The organism is Polymorphospora sp. A560 (assembly GCF_045781765.1).
Classification (GTDB): Bacteria; Actinomycetota; Actinomycetes; order Mycobacteriales; family Micromonosporaceae; genus Polymorphospora; species Polymorphospora lycopeni.
In genome coordinates, this window is the sequence record NZ_CP122282.1 from 1542501 (window position 1) to 1557605 (window position 15105).

Genomic DNA, 15105 nt, shown 5'->3' on the forward strand with positions numbered 1-15105 from the left:
CGGGTTGTCCAGGCATGGCCTGGTGCCGCATACCGGTCGGAGTCTTGCCCTGTTGGGTGGGGGTTCGGGGTTTGGTGTGGTGCTGTGGGTTGTGGGTTGGTCGTTTGTTGAGAATTACACAGTGGACGCGAGCATCTTTGTGGTCAAGTTGTCAAGGGCGGACGGTGGATGCCTTGGCACCAGGAGCCGATGAAGGACGTGGGAGGCCGCGATAGGCCTGGGGGAGCTGTCAACCAAGCTGTGATCCCAGGGTGTCCGAATGGGGAAACCTGGCATCAGTCATGTGATGTCACCCGCACCTGAATGCATAGGGTGTGTGGAGGGAACGCGGGGAAGTGAAACATCTCAGTACCCGTAGGAAGAGAAAACAATAGTGATTCCGTGAGTAGTGGCGAGCGAAAGCGGATTTAGGCTAAACCGGTTGCGTGTGATACCTGTCAGGGGTTGCGTGGTCGGGGTTGTGGGACTCTGCTGGACAAGCTGACACTTGTTCGAGAAGTTATAAAGCCAGTTGCTAGCCGAATGGTGTGGGAAAGCCAACCGTAGTCGGTGATAGTCCGGTAGGTGAAAGTGGCTGGTCTTCTGTGGATGTTCCCGAGTAGCGGCGGACCCCTGTAATCTGCCGTGAATCTGCCAGGACCACCTGGTAAGCCTGAATACTTCCTGGTGACCGATAGCGGACTAGTACCGTGAGGGAATGGTGAAAAGTACCCCGGGAGGGGAGTGAAATAGTACCTGAAACCGTTCGCCTACAATCCGTCGGAGCCTTTAGGGGTGACGGCGTGCCTTTTGAAGAATGAGCCTGCGAGTTAGTGGCATGTGGCGAGGTTAACCCGTGTGGGGTAGCCGTAGCGAAAGCGAGTCTTAATAGGGCGTTTAGTCGCATGTTCTAGACCCGAAGCGGAGTGATCTAGCCATGGGCAGGCTGAAGCGCGGGTAAGACCGTGTGGAGGGCCGAACCCACCAACGTTGAAAAGTTGGGGGATGACCTGTGGTTAGGGGTGAAAGGCCAATCAAACTCCGTGATAGCTGGTTCTCCCCGAAATGCATTTAGGTGCAGCGTTGCGTGTTTCTTGCCGGAGGTAGAGCACTGGATGGTCTAGGGGGCCTACAAGCTTACCGAAATCAGCTAAACTCCGAATGCCGGTAAGTGAGAGCGTGGCAGTGAGACTGCGGGGGATAAGCTTCGTAGTCGAGAGGGAAACAGCCCAGATCACCAGCTAAGGCCCCTAAGCGTGTGCTAAGTGGAAAAGGATGTGGGGTCGCATAGACAACCAGGAGGTTGGCTTAGAAGCAGCCATCCTTTAAAGAGTGCGTAATAGCTCACTGGTCAAGTGGTTCCGCGCCGACAATGTAGCGGGGCTCAAGTACACCGCCGAAGCTGTGGCATTCACATTTTTACTTCGCCTATGCCTTTGGGTGTGGGTGCAGGTGTGTGGATGGGTAGGGGAGCGTCGTGCCGGGGGTGAAGCAGCGGGGTGACCCAGCTGTGGACGCGGCACGAGTGAGAATGCAGGCATGAGTAGCGAATGAAGGGTGAGAAACCCTTCCGCCGGATGACCAAGGGTTCCAGGGCTAGGTTAATCCGCCCTGGGTGAGTCGGGACCTAAGGCGAGGCCGAGAGGCGTAGTCGATGGACAACGGGTTGATATTCCCGTACCCGCGAAAGAGCGCCCATGATGAACCTCGTTGTGCTAACCACGTGATCTGGTGGAGGTCTTCGGACTGATGCTGGTGAGCCTGGGAACCTGGTGGGTAGTAGTCAAGCGATGGGGTGACGCAGGAAGGTAGCTGATCCCGGCCGGTGGTTGTGCCGGGGTAAGCGTGTAGGCCGGTGTGTAGGCAAATCCGCACACCTTGTGGCTGAGACGTGATGCCGAGCCGATTCAGGTGAAGTCAGTGATCCTATGCTGCCGAGAAAAGCCTCTAGCGAGTTCTTAGCGGCCCGTACCCCAAACCGACACAGGTGGTCAGGTAGAGAATACCGAGGCGATCGGGCGAACTGTGGTTAAGGAACTCGGCAAATTGCCCCCGTAACTTAGGGAGAAGGGGGGCCGGACGCGTGAAGGGACTTGCTCCTGGAGCGTGGTATGGCCGCAGAGAGCAGGGGAAGCGACTGTTTACTAAAAACACAGGTCCATGCGAAGAAGTAATTCGATGTATATGGACTGACGCCTGCCCGGTGCTGGAACGTTAAGGGGACCGGTTAGCTCTTCGGGGCGAAGCTGAGAACTTAAGCGCCAGTAAACGGCGGTGGTAACTATAACCATCCTAAGGTAGCGAAATTCCTTGTCGGGTAAGTTCCGACCTGCACGAATGGCGTAACGACTTCCCCACTGTCTCAACCACAGGCCCGGCGAAATTGCATTACGAGTAAAGATGCTCGTTACGCGCGGCAGGACGGAAAGACCCCGGGACCTTTACTATAGCTTGACATTGGTATCTGAATTAGCTTGTGTAGGATAGGTGGGAGCCGGTGAAGCTTGTACGCCAGTACAGGTGGAGGCAATCTTGAAATACCACTCTGGTTGATTTGGGTATCTAACTTGGGGCCGTGATCCGGTTCAGGGACAGTGTCTGGTGGGTAGTTTAACTGGGGCGGTTGCCTCCTAAAGGGTAACGGAGGCGCCCAAAGGTTCCCTCATCCTGGTTGGCAATCAGGTGTTGAGTGTAAGTGCACAAGGGAGCTTGACTGTGAGACTGACGGGTCGAGCAGGGACGAAAGTCGGGACTAGTGATCCGGCACTTGCGTGTGGAAGCGGTGTCGCTCAACGGATAAAAGGTACCCCGGGGATAACAGGCTGATCTTCCCCAAGAGTCCATATCGACGGGATGGTTTGGCACCTCGATGTCGGCTCGTCGCATCCTGGGGCTGTAGCAGGTCCCAAGGGTTGGGCTGTTCGCCCATTAAAGCGGTACGCGAGCTGGGTTTAGAACGTCGTGAGACAGTTCGGTCCCTATCCGCCGTGCGCGTAGGATACTTGAGAAGGGCTGTCCCTAGTACGAGAGGACCGGGACGGACGAACCTCTGGTGTGCCAGTTGTTCCGCCAGGAGCATGGCTGGTTGGCTACGTTCGGAAGGGATAACCGCTGAAAGCATCTAAGCGGGAAGCTCGCTTCAAGATGAGGTATCCCACCCACTTTGGTGGGGTAAGGCTCCCAGTTAGACGACTGGGTTGATAGGCCGGAGATGTAAGCACGGTAACGTGTTGAGTTGACCGGTACTAATAGGCCGAGGACTTGACTACTAAGCTGCTACGCGTCCACTGTGTGATTCCCGACAAACGAACACCCGACCCCCCGCCCAAGGGAATGTGGGTGGTTGTGGGTGGTGTTTGATAAGTCGATAGTGTTACGGCGGTTATGGCGGAGGGGAAACGCCCGGTTACATTCCGAACCCGGAAGCTAAGCCCTCCAGCGCCGATGGTACTGCACTCGTGAGGGTGTGGGAGAGTAGGACACCGCCGGACTTCTTCATGGTTGTGGGCCATCCGATTCCGGGTGGCCCACAACCATTTTTGCGTTCGGTCGTGTTTCCCGACGACGACGACGCAGGCGTTGTTCAGTCGCGGGTCTGGACGTCGGAGCGGATGTCGCGCAGCAGTGCGGCGCCCTCGCCGGTGTCGCGGCCCGGGAACAACGCGATCGCGATGCTGCCGTGGTCGGCCCAGCCGCACACCGAGATGTCGCCGTCGCTGCCCCGGCTGACCCCACACTTCATCACGCCACCGAGCGGGCCGGCCTCCACCTTGCGTACGTCGGAGACGGCGCCGGTGTCGTCGGCCACCAGGTCGAACATCGAGTCGAGGTCGCGTTCCGGGCTCCACAGCAGCGTGGTGCCGCCGAAGAGCAGCACGCTGCGCTCGGACTCCGCCGGATCGCCGTACACGGCTCCGACGCTCTCGTCGAGGTCGATGCCGGCGGCGAACGCCGTACGCAGGTAGTCGGCGGTGGTCTGGGCCCGTTCGCTGGTGTCCCGTTTGAGACCGGCCGCGGTCGGTGGCGTACTGAGGGTGGTGTCCTTCTGCTGGGTGATCCGCAGCACGGCGGAACCGACGACCCCGGCACCGACCAGGCCGGCGACCAGGACCAGCCCACCGACGATCCGGCGGCGACGGGACGCCTTCGCCGGCCGGGACGGGCGCTCGTCGGTCGGGAACTCCTCGTCGCGCCCGGCCGGGGTGACGTCGATCGGTTCGGGCTCCGTGGAGGAGCCGGGCCGGCGGGCGAAGAGGCTGTCGTCCGACATGCCGTCACCGTACGCGAAACGGTGGTGGCGCACGTCGGCGGTCACGGAACCCTCCGTAGACTCGCGGGGTGACCGAGACTCCGCAGACCCGCAGCACCGACGCACCCACCCTCCCCGGGCAGTACCAGCCGGGCGAGGTAGAGCAGCGACGGTATGAGCAATGGGTATCCGCGGGGCTCTTCGAGGCGTCGGCCGACAGTGACCGGCCGCCGTACGCGATCGTCATCCCGCCGCCGAACGTCACCGGTTCGCTGCACGTCGGGCACGCCCTCGACCACACCATCCAGGACGCGCTGATCCGCCGCAAGCGGATGCAGGGTTTCGAGGCGCTGTGGCTGCCCGGCATGGACCACGCCGGAATCGCCACCCAGAACGTCGTCGAGCGGCAGCTCGCCGGGCAGGGCCTGTCCCGCCACGACCTCGGCCGGGAGAAGTTCGTCGAGCGGGTGTGGCAGTGGAAGGCCGAGTCCGGCGGCGCGATCCTCGGCCAGATGCGCCGGCTCGGCGACTCCGTCGACTGGAGCCGCGAGCGCTTCACGATGGACGAGGGCCTGTCCCGGGCCGTCCAGACGATCTTCAAGCGGCTTTACGACGAGGGTCTGATCTACCGGGCCGAGCGCATCATCAACTGGTGTCCGCGCTGCCTGACCGCCCTGAGCGACATCGAGGTCGAGCACAGCGACGACGACGGCGAGCTGGTGTCGATCCGCTACGGCGAGGGCGACAACTCGATCGTGGTGGCCACCACCCGGGCCGAGACGATGCTGGGTGACACGGCGGTGGCGGTGCACCCCGACGACGAGCGCTACAAGCACCTGGTCGGCACCGAGGTCGAGCTGCCGCTGACCGGGCGCCGGATCCCGATCGTCGCCGACGCGCACGTCGACCCGGCGTTCGGCACCGGCGCGGTCAAGGTGACCCCGGCGCACGACCCCAACGACTTCGAGATCGGCCAGCGGCACTCGCTGCCCAACCTGACGATCATGGACGAGCGGGGAGTGATCACCGCGCACGGCCCGTTCGAGGGCCTGGACCGCTTCGAGGCCCGCCCGGCGATCGTCGACGCGCTGCGCGAGCAGGGCCGGATCGTCGCGGAGAAGCGGCCGTACGTGCACGCCGTCGGGCACTGCTCGCGGTGCAAGACGACGGTCGAGCCCCGGCTGTCGTTGCAGTGGTTCGTCAACACCGGCCCGCTGGCCAAGGCGGCCGGCGACGCGGTACGCGACGGCCGTACCCGGATCGAGCCCGCCGAACTCGCCAAGCGCTACTTCGCCTGGGTCGACAACATGCACGACTGGTGTATCTCGCGGCAGCTGTGGTGGGGGCACCGGATCCCGGTCTGGTACGGCCCGCAGGGCGAGGTCGTCTGCGTCGGACCGGACGAGCGGCCGCCGGGGACCGAGGAGCAGGGCTGGCGGCAGGACGAGGACGTACTCGACACCTGGTTCTCCAGCGCGCTGTGGCCGTTCTCGACCCTGGGCTGGCCCGACGACACCGCCGACCTGCGCCGCTTCTACCCGACCTCGGTGCTGGTCACCGGCTACGACATCCTGTTCTTCTGGGTCGCCCGGATGATGATGTTCGGTCTGTACGCCCTCGACGGCCGGCAGCCGTTCGACGTCGTCGCGCTGCACGGCATGGTCCGTGACCAGTTCGGCAAGAAGATGTCGAAGTCGTTCGGCAACGTCGTCGACCCGCTGGACTGGATCGAGCGGTTCGGCGCCGACGCGACCCGGTTCACCCTCGCCCGGGGCGCCAACCCCGGATCGGACGTACCGGTCAGCGAGGAGTGGTGTCAGGGCTCCCGCAACTTCTGCAACAAGCTGTGGAACGCCACCCGGTTCGCGCTGATGAACGGCGCCCACGTCCAGGGTGACCTGCCCGATCCGGCCGAACTGTCGACCGTCGACCGGTGGATCCTGTCCCGGCTGCGCCAGGTCGTCGGCGAGGTCGACGAGCAGTTCGAGGCGTACGAGTTCGCGAAGGTCTGCGACACCCTCTACCACTTCGCCTGGGACGACGTCTGTGACTGGTACGTCGAACTGACCAAGCCGGTGCTCGCCGCCGGCGGGCCGGCCGCCGACGCCACCCGGCGGGTGCTCGGGCACGTGCTCGACCAGTTGATGCGGCTGCTGCACCCGGTGATCCCGTTCGTCACCGAGGAACTCTGGATCGCGCTGAACGGTGGCGGCACGGTCGTCACGGCCGCCTGGCCGGTCGCCGACGACGCGCTGCTCGACCCCGCCGCGGAGACCGAGATCGCCGCCCTCCAGAAGGTGGTGACCGAGGTCCGCCGGTTCCGGTCCGACCAGGGCCTCAAGCCCGGCCAGCGGGTCGCCGCCCGGCTCGGCGGCCTGGCCGGCGCCGGCATCGCGGCCCACGAGCCGCTGATCCGTGCGCTGGTCCGGCTCGACCCCGCCGGCGCCGACTTCGCGGCCACCGCCACCCTGGCCGTCTCGGCCGCGGTCACCGTCGAGTTGGACACCCGCGGCTCGATCGACGTCGCCGCCGAGCGGGCCCGGCTGGAGAAGGACCGGGCCGCCGCCGAGAAGGAGATCGCGCAGTGCCGGGGCAAGCTCGGCAACGTGGCGTTCGTCGGCAAGGCCCCGGAGGCGGTCGTCAACAAGATCAAGGACCGCCTGGCGGCGGCCGAGGCCGATCTCGTACGCATCTCGGCAGCCCTGGCGGCGTTGCCGTCATGACCGAGCGGAGCGAGGGGCGCATGACCGAGCGGAGCGAGGTCATCGGTTGGCTCAGGGGGAGTCAGGGGACCGCCGAGCGGAGCGAGGTGGGTGCATGACCAAGGGGGAGTTCGCGGAGGTCGACGCGGCGCTGGCCGGGCGGGGCTTCACCCGGATGGTCTTCGACCTCGGTCGGATCGAGGAGCTGCTCGACCTGCTCGGCAGCCCGCAGCGGGCGTACCCGTCGATCCACCTGACCGGGACCAACGGCAAGACGTCGACGGCCCGGATGATCGACTCACTGCTGCGGGCGTTCGGGCTGCACACCGGCCGGTACACCAGCCCACATCTGGAGACGGTGCGGGAGCGGATCAGCCTCGACGGCGAACCGGTCGGCGAGGAGCGGTTCGTGGCGACGTACCGGGAGGTCGAGCCGCTGGCCGCGCTGGTCGACGCCCGGTCCGACGAGCCGCTGACGTACTTCGACATGACCACGGCGCTGGCGTTCGCGGCGTTCGCCGACGCGCCGGTCGACGTGGCGGTGGTCGAGGTCGGGCTGGGCGGTGCCGAAGACGCCACCAACGTGTTGCAGGCCGGGGTCTGTGTGATCACCCCGATCGGCCTGGACCACACCGAGTGGCTCGGTGACACGGTGCAGGACATCGCGCTCGCCAAGGCCGGGATCATCCACAAGGGAGCGACGGTGGTCTCGGCGGCCCAGGACGAGGAGGCGGCCCGGCCGCTGCTCGAGCGGTGTGCCGAGGTGGGGGCGACGATCGCCCGGGAGGGCAGCGAGTTCGGCGTACTGCGCCGGTCGATGGCCGTCGGTGGCCAGGTGCTGACCATCCAGGGGCTCGGCGGCGTCTACGACGAGATCTTCATCCCGCTGCACGGCGCGCACCAGGCGCAGAACGCGGCGGTGGCGCTGGCCGCCGTCGAGGCGTTCCTCGGTGCCGGTGCCAACCGTCAGCTGCAGATCGACGCCGTACGCGAGGGGTTCGCCGCGGCCACGTCGCCGGGGCGGCTCGAACGGGTGCGTACGGCGCCGACGATCCTGCTCGACGGTGCCCACAACCCGCACGGGATGACCGCGACGGTCACCGCGTTGCAGGAGGAGTTCGCGTTCAGCCGGCTTGTCGCCGTCGTCGCGGTGCTCGGTGACAAGGACGCGTCCGGCCTGCTCGACCTGCTGGAGCCGGTCGTCGACGCGGTGGTGGTGACCCGGAACAGTTCACCGCGGGCGATGCCGGCCGAGGATCTGGCGGCCCTGGCGGTGGACGTGTTCGGCGAGGACCGGGTCGAGGTGGCCGCGACGATGCCGGACGCGATCGAGGCGGCGGTACGGCTCGCCGAGGCCGACGTGGAGGGCGAGCTGAGCGGGGTCGGGGTGGTCGTCACCGGTTCCGTGGTCACGGTCGCCGACGCGCGCCGGCTGCTGAAGCGATGAGCGGCCCGACGGACGGAGCGCCCGGGCGGCCGGACGGGGCGGGGCCGGCCGACGCCACGCCGTCCGGTCCGGCCGGCGGGCGACCGTCCGGGCTGCGTGACCCGGTACGGGCCGTACGCGGGCTCGGCGCGGGCACGCTGGTCATCGAGACGGTCGTGCTGTTGCTGGCGATCCAGCCGATCCGGGTCCTCGGTGGAAACCTGAGCGGCTCCGCGATCGCCGTCGTGGTGGGGCTGGCGGTGGCGGCGGTGGTGCTGGCCGGCATGATGCGCCGCCCGTGGGCGTGGCACGGCGGCACGGCGCTCCAGGTGCTGCTGCTGTTCGCCGGGTTCCTGCACTGGTCGCTGGGGGTGCTCGGGCTGGTCTTCGGCCTGGTGTGGCTGTACGTGCTGCACGTCCGGCGGACGATCCTCGGCTGACCCGCGCGCCGGTCGGCGGGCGCGCGGCCGGCGGGTCAGTCGGTGCGGTCGCGCCACTCGGTCAGCGCGATGCCGTGGCCGTCGGGGTCCTTGAACGCGGCCGCCCACTGCTCCACCCGGGCACCCCGGTTGACCACCCTCGGCTCGGAGGTGAACCGGACCCCGTTGGCCCGCAACTGCCGGTAGGCGGCCTGCACGTCGGCCACGTCGAGGTTGAGGTGGGTCACCCGGCGGTTGACCGGGGTCACGTCGGGGGTCGCCCACAGGACCAGCCGGGTGTTGCCCGACGCCAGGACGGCGTTGTTGTCGCCGCCGTCGATCTCGTTGAAGCCCAGCATGTCGCGGTAGAACGCCACGGACCGGGGCAGGTCGGCGACGGTCACGGTGATTCCGGAACCGCTGATGATCCCGCCCGACGACACCGGACCGGGGTCGGCCGGCGGGCGCGCTCCGAGGCCCGGGTCGGGATCCAGGTCGATGTCGAGGTCGTCGTGGGCGCCGGCGTCCGGACCGGGCTTGCGGGCGGTCGTGGGTGGGTCCGCGACGGTGGTGCCGCCCGACGCGGTGGCCGTGGCCGTCGCCGAACCACCGGCAGCGGCCGCGCCGGCGGGCGCGGGGGTGCCGGACGACCTGCGCGCCGCCTCGCTGTCGTCCAGATCGGAGTGTTCGGGTTCCGGGGCGAAATGCTCGGCCGGATCGGGGTGTTCCGGGGAGACGGTCCGCTGCCGGGGCCGGTGCGGGCTCGGCTTGGCCCGCTTGGCCAGCGGCGGCGCCGCCGGGGACGGGTCGACGAGGGTGCCCTCCAGCACGATCGGACCGCCCGGGCGCTGGTCGTGGTGGATGATCACGGGCTCGCCCCGCGGCCGGTCGAGGTCGTCGTCGAGGTCGACCGGCAGCGGCTCGACCATGGGCCCGAAGTCGTCGTCGGGGTCACGCCGCTGCCACGGTGGCAGGTCCTGCTCGATGAGGATCTCGTCGTCGAGCGGCTCGTGGTCGTGGAACTCCGGCGGCAGGTGCTCGGCGCTCATCGCCGCCTCGGCGTGCGTCAGCACGTCGTCCCAGAGGATGCGGACGTGCCGCGGGTCGTCGATGGCGACCATGATCGGGAGCGTCGCGCCGGGGTCGGGCCACTTCGTCACCGGGACCCGCGGGTCGCGTACCTTCACCGAGCGCGGGGGGACACCCGGGGCGTCGATCACGATCTGCATCTCGCACCGGCCGTAGGTCGACGACGCCGGCGGTTCGGTGGCGCTGTGCACGTGGGCGACACCGGCCACCCAGGCGCGGGCGCCGCGGCGCATGGCGGTGACCACCAGGAAGCTGACCGCCAGCACCAGCAGTGCCACGCCCAGCGCCACGATCGCCCAGCTCATCATGCCGGCGCCGAAGAGGATCACGAAGGTGGCGAAGGTGCCGAGCACCGCGGCCGCGAGCTTGCGTACGGGTGCAATCGGTCGACGACGGCCGTTCGCCACGATGGACCTCCCCCTGTGATTACCAGTCAGGCTAGGCCCGGGCACCGGGGAAGGGAAGTCCGGTCGATGCCCGGCGGCCGCCGCCGGTGGCCCGTCGCGGCCTCGCTAGGCTGACGGGGCTCGAGCGGTACCCGCGTACGCAGGAGGAGAAACCCGTGTCGACCAGCAGCCCTGTCGAGCAGACGCTCGTCCTGATCAAGCCCGACGCGGTCCGCCGCGGCCTGGTCGGGGAGATCATCGGTCGGTTCGAACGCAAGGGGCTGCGCCTGGACGCCACGGTGCTGCGGACCATGGACGGCGAGCTGGCCGACCAGCACTACGCCGAGCACGTCGACAAGGCGTTCTACCCGCCGCTGCGCGAGTTCATGACCGGCGGCACGCTCGTGGCGCTGGTCGTCTCCGGCGACCAGGCGATCGACGTCGTACGCGCCCTGGTCGGCGCGACCGACGGGCGCAAGGCCGCCGCCGGCACGATCCGGGGCGACCTGGCGCTGTCGAACCGGGAGAACCTGGTGCACGCCTCCGACTCGCCGGACAGCGCCAAGCGGGAGATCGAACTCTGGTTCCCCGCCGGGGTCTGACCGCACGTTTCGTCGTACCGGTGACATAGCTTTCCCGGCATGGCCGCGACCGCTACCTATTCGTACCTGCGCCCGTCCGGGCTGGCCCCCGACGACGGGCGGCTGACCCTGCAAACCTCGGGTGGGCCGGCGGCCCATCCGAGGTTCTTCACCGGTTTCGTGACCGCGCCCGAGGCCGCCGCCGTCGGGCTGCTGGCGGTCGCCGAGGTCGCCCGCACCCGCTACTTCCAGCCGCTCGCCCCGGCCAGCCTGGACCCGGTGGTGACCGGCGGCCTGGACCGGCTGCGGTTCGAGTCGTTCTCCGGCTGCTGCGGGGTCTACGCCCGGCTCGACGTGCTGCCCGCCGGCCTCGACGGCGACATCGTCGAACACGGCACCACCAACGTCGACGTCAACGCGCCGCTGCGGCAGGCGCTGGCCCGGGTCGGCAACACCGACCCGATGCACCTGGCGGTCGGCCCCGACGACCTGACCGTGACCACCTGGGACGGTCCGGTGGTGGAGAAGAAGGTGCCGCTGCCGTCGCGCTGGCTGCGCGGCTTCGCCGAGGCCCAGGTGATCACGTCCGGGTTCGATCCCCGCGCCGAGATCGACGCCCGGGAGGCGACCCAGTTCCTGCGCCGGCTGCCCGGCGGCACCGGCCGGTCGACGCTGTGGGTGGTCCCCGCCGGCCGGTCGCTGCGACTCACCTCCCGGCCGGTGCCGGGCGCGGTCTGCCTGCCCGGCGCGGGCCGGCTGGTCGCGCTGCGCCCGTTCCTGCGCTTCGCGACCGCGCTGCGGATCTACGGGCCACCGGTCGGCGCCGGCAGCGGCCCGGTCGCCAGCACCTGGGAGCTGCGGTCACCGGCGATGCGTCTCACGCTGACCCTGTCGCCCGAGCCGCACCGTGGCTTCTCCGGCGAGGGCGCGGTGCTCGCCGCGCTCTCCGGCGACGACGTCGCCGACGACGCCGACCTGATCAGCGCCCTGCTGTCGTGGGACCCGACGATCGACGTCGACGCGCTCGCCGCCGGCTCGGGACTCGCCGCCGACCGGGTCCGGGCCGCGCTGGCCCAACTCGGCACCGCCGGCCGGGTCGGCTTCGACGTGGCCGAGGCCGGCTATTTCCACCGGGTCCTGCCGTACGACGCGGCGGCCGCCGAGCGGCTCAACCCCCGGCTGGTCGCGGCCCGGGCCCTCGTCGAGGCCGGTGCCGTCACGGTCACCGGTGACCAGGCGACCGTACGCAGCGGCGACGGCTCCTACCAGGTGCGGATCGCCGACGGGCGGCTGTCGTGCACCTGCCTGTGGTGGGCGAGGCACCGCGGCGACCGGGGGCCGTGCAAGCACGCGCTCGCGGTCCGGATCGTCAGCTCGCCGGCATCGGCCGAGGTTCGTGCGGTCGCCGAGCGGAACGGGGTGGACGCGTGACCGGTGACCTGTGGGAGCGGCTGCGGCCCGGCCTGGACGACGGTAATGCCGACCGGGTCGCAGCCCTGCTGAAGTCGGTCGACGAGACCGAACGGCTCACCGCCGCGAAACCCCTCGAGGCGTACGTCCGGACGTTGTCGGAGCACGGCTGGGAGCGGCAGTCGGCGATCGTCCGCGCCATCGGGGTGGCCGCGGTCGGCTGCCTGCCCTCGGCGGCCCGCGCCGGCGCCCTGCTCTGCCGGCGCGACGTCCGGTGGCACTGGGACGACCTGTCGATCCCGTTGATGGTCGAGTTGGCCACCATTCGGGAGATCGACTGGCTCGGTGCCCTGGCCCTGCGGATGGCGGCCAAGCTCGACGCCAGGGGATGGGGCAACGACTGGCGTCCGGTGGCCGACCTCGTCCTCGCGGGCGGCGCCACCCCGCCCGCCGACGCGCCGTTCGTCCGCGGGTGGCTCCTCGCCCGGCCGATCGCGCGGCACAACGCCCGGCACGACACCCGGCCCGTTCCGCTCGCCGACCGGCTGCGCGACGACCCGTTCCTCGACCCGCTGTTGCCGGCGGTCTTCGAGCTCGACGGGATCGGCGACGTGCTCGGCAACCGGGGCTGGAGCGCGGAAACCGGTTCCTGGGACACCGCGCTCGTCTACCCGACCGCGCTGGCCGCCCTGGCCGCCGAGGGCCGGGTCGACCGGAAGCTGCTGCTCGACGGGTGCGTGAGCCGCTTCCTGCGCGGGGACCGCCCGGGCGCCCTGCGCGCCTTCGTCGCCCTGCACGACGCGCTGGAGCCGACCCTCGACGAGGCCGTCGAGCGGCGGCTCGACTACGTACGGCTGCTGTCCGAGGCGCCGGCGCCGGTGGCCCTGCTCGCCCTGAAAGCCCTCAAGCCGGTCGACGACGCCGGCCAGCTGGAACTCACGACCCTGCTCGACGCCAGCGCCGCGGTGCTGCGCCGGGAGGAGAAGGGCCTCGTACGCAAGCAGCTCGTCTGGCTCGACCGGCTTGTCCGGCGGCATCCCGACCGGGCCGGCGAGGTGCTGGCCACCCTCGCGACCGCCTGCGGGCACCCCGCGCTCGACGTACAGGAACGTGCCCTGACCGGGCTCGCCCGGCACCGGGCCCGACTCGACCCCGCCAGTCTCGGCGGGGCGCTGGAGGAGCTGGACGGCAGCCTGCACGCCCGGGCCGTCGAACTGCTCGGCGTCACGGTCGCCGCCCCCGAACCGGCGCCGTTCTGGATCCCGGCCGGGATCGCCCCGCCGGCGCCGATGCCGCCGCCCATCGGCGGCCCCGCCGAACTGGCCGAGGAGGTCGCGGTACTGGCGACGGCCACCTCCGGCACCGCCGTCGCCTGGGAGCGGATCCTCGCCGCGCTGGTGTCCCTGCGGGCCACCGATCCGGCCGCCCTGACCGAGGCACTCGCCCCGGTGCTGGCGACACACCACGAGACGCTCACCCACGGCCACTGGACGGCGGGACTCCTCGGCGAGTTCGGCGAGGCGGTGCGGAGTGCGATCGGCACCCGCCGGCGCGGCCCCGCCTGGCAGCGGGCGATCACCGCCGTCCGGTTGATGGTCAACGGAGGCCAGCCCGACCTGCTGGAGTTCAAGGTACGGCCCAGCCCGCGCCGGGTGCTCGCCCTGCGGCTGGCCGAGATCGCCGTACAGCTCGACCGGGCGCCGGTGCCGGCCCTGGTCGCCACCCCGACCTCGGCGAACGGCCAGCTCGACGCCGCCACGCTCGTCGAGCGGCTGACCAGGGCCGAGGAGGCCGGCTGGCAGCCGTGGCGGCTCGACCTCGAACAGGCCATGCTGCGGGTGTCGCCCGAGGTCGACCCGCTGGTCGTCAAGCGGGCCGAGGCGCTGCGCTCACCGGGCGGCCGGTGGGTCGCCGAGTGGTTCGCCGCCGGCGGGCTGGCCACCCCGGCCCCGGTCCGCACCGAGCAGCGGCTCACCTCCGACCACTACAGCGTCTCACCCGACCCCGGGCGCCGGGTGGTCGTCGGGCTCCAACCCGCCGGCCCGTCCCGGGGGATCATCGAAGAGATGCTGTGCGACATCAGGTTCGCCAACCGGGCCTACCACCCGCAATACCAGGGGGCGGACGTGTGGTGGCCGGCGGTGCTGCCGTACCACCGGGAGGTGATCGCCGCCTGGGCGCTGCCGAACCTGGCGGCGATGGCCGACTCCGACGCCCGTGACGACGGCCCCATCCTGCCGGTGCTCGCCGAGTGCGGCGGCCCGGTCGGGCCGGCGATGACCCTCGCACTGACCTACACGCTGGCGGCCAGGCAGGAGGCCGACCGGGTGGCGGGCGTGGACGCGCTGCTCACCCTCGCCACCGACCCGCGCTTCGACGCGGCGGCGGTCGGCCGGGAACTCGGCGGCCTCGGCGCGGACAGCGCGATCAAGGTCGGGCGGGTGGTGCCCGGACTCACCGACGCGTTCCGGGCCGGGGCCGGTGCGGCCGTGTGGGACATCGTCGCCGCCGCCGTGCCCTACCTGCTCAGCGCCGCCAAGCCGCCGCCGGGCACCCCGGACCTGTTGGCGCTCGGGACGCAGACGGCGGCGGCGCTGGGGCGTCGTACGCCGATCGAGGCGGTCGCCGGCGTCGCCGCGCGGGGTGGCAGCAGCCGCCTGGTGACCGAGGCCCGCCGCCTCCACCAGACCCTGACCGCCTGAACCCCCACCCGTCGCCCGACCCGTGCTCGGCGTGGTGGTGGGCCGAGTTGATCGTCTGCTGTTCAACCGATGCGATACGGCGTGTCGGCCGGCTTGTCAGCAGACGATCACCGGCAGGCACGGCCCGCCGCGCCGATCGAGGTGATGTATGCCGCAAGACGG

General features: G+C 69.5%; 8 protein-coding genes and 2 rRNA genes. 8 read left to right on the forward strand and 2 right to left on the reverse strand.

From position 1 onward, the window contains the following. Positions 1-141 precede the first annotated feature (141 nt). Together QCD66_RS07135 and rrf are read left to right on the forward strand one after the other, a co-directional pair. Positions 142-3248: ribosomal RNA gene (locus QCD66_RS07135) — 23S ribosomal RNA — on the forward strand. A gap of 105 nt (positions 3249-3353) precedes the next feature. Continuing rightward, positions 3354-3470 (forward strand): 5S ribosomal RNA (gene rrf / locus QCD66_RS07140). Positions 3471-3562: 92 nt separating this feature from the next. Here rrf and QCD66_RS07145 read toward each other — a convergent pair. After that, positions 3563-4249, reverse strand: a complete 687-nt coding sequence (locus QCD66_RS07145; RefSeq protein ID WP_375736469.1) for a hypothetical protein — start codon at positions 4247-4249, stop codon at positions 3563-3565. Between the two features lie 68 nt (positions 4250-4317). Here QCD66_RS07145 and QCD66_RS07150 point away from each other — a divergent pair, with 68 nt between their 5' ends. The 3 genes from QCD66_RS07150 to QCD66_RS07160 all read left to right on the forward strand — a co-directional run bounded on the left by QCD66_RS07150 (position 4318) and on the right by QCD66_RS07160 (position 8796). Further along, positions 4318-6951, forward strand: a complete 2634-nt coding sequence (locus QCD66_RS07150; protein ID WP_375736468.1) for a valine--tRNA ligase — start codon at positions 4318-4320, stop codon at positions 6949-6951. A 94-nt stretch (positions 6952-7045) separates the two neighbouring features. Continuing rightward, positions 7046-8377: a folylpolyglutamate synthase/dihydrofolate synthase family protein gene (locus tag QCD66_RS07155; protein WP_364208881.1), complete on the forward strand. Its 1332-nt coding sequence runs from the start codon at positions 7046-7048 to the stop codon at positions 8375-8377. Next, complete coding sequence (locus tag QCD66_RS07160) at positions 8374-8796, forward strand: DUF4233 domain-containing protein (RefSeq protein WP_364208884.1); 423 nt, start codon at positions 8374-8376, stop codon at positions 8794-8796. Before QCD66_RS07155 ends, QCD66_RS07160 begins: the two co-directional genes overlap by 4 nt. Before the next feature lie 35 nt (positions 8797-8831). Here QCD66_RS07160 and QCD66_RS07165 read toward each other — a convergent pair whose 3' ends face one another. Then, positions 8832-10271, reverse strand: a complete 1440-nt coding sequence (locus QCD66_RS07165; RefSeq protein ID WP_375736467.1) for a VOC family protein — start codon at positions 10269-10271, stop codon at positions 8832-8834. A gap of 155 nt (positions 10272-10426) precedes the next feature. Between QCD66_RS07165 and ndk the strand changes: the two genes are divergently transcribed. Genes ndk through QCD66_RS07180 form a run of 3 tightly spaced genes read left to right on the forward strand, consistent with a single transcriptional unit; the run spans position 10427 to position 14943 of the window. Next, a complete protein-coding gene (gene ndk, locus QCD66_RS07170; RefSeq protein ID WP_375736466.1) occupies positions 10427-10852 on the forward strand; it encodes a nucleoside-diphosphate kinase in 426 nt (141 codons plus the stop codon). Positions 10853-10891: 39 nt separating this feature from the next. Beyond that, on the forward strand, positions 10892-12262 hold the full coding sequence (locus QCD66_RS07175) for an SWIM zinc finger family protein (protein WP_375736465.1): 1371 nt from the start codon (positions 10892-10894) through the stop codon (positions 12260-12262). Continuing rightward, positions 12259-14943, forward strand: coding sequence for a DUF6493 family protein (locus tag QCD66_RS07180; protein ID WP_375736464.1), 2685 nt, complete (start codon positions 12259-12261; stop codon positions 14941-14943). Before QCD66_RS07175 ends, QCD66_RS07180 begins: the two co-directional genes overlap by 4 nt. Positions 14944-15105 lie beyond the last annotated feature (162 nt).

What these genes read in the sequence shown, in the direction of transcription:
- QCD66_RS07145 (WP_375736469.1), bottom strand. Translation starts at nt 4,249, where the DNA reads ATGTCGGACGACAGCCTCTTCGCCCGCCGGCCCGGCTCCTCCACGGAG.
- QCD66_RS07155 (WP_364208881.1), top strand. Translation starts at nt 7,046, where the DNA reads ATGACCAAGGGGGAGTTCGCGGAGGTCGACGCGGCGCTGGCCGGGCGG.
- QCD66_RS07160 (WP_364208884.1), top strand. Translation starts at nt 8,374, where the DNA reads ATGAGCGGCCCGACGGACGGAGCGCCCGGGCGGCCGGACGGGGCGGGG.
- QCD66_RS07175 (WP_375736465.1), top strand. Translation starts at nt 10,892, where the DNA reads ATGGCCGCGACCGCTACCTATTCGTACCTGCGCCCGTCCGGGCTGGCC.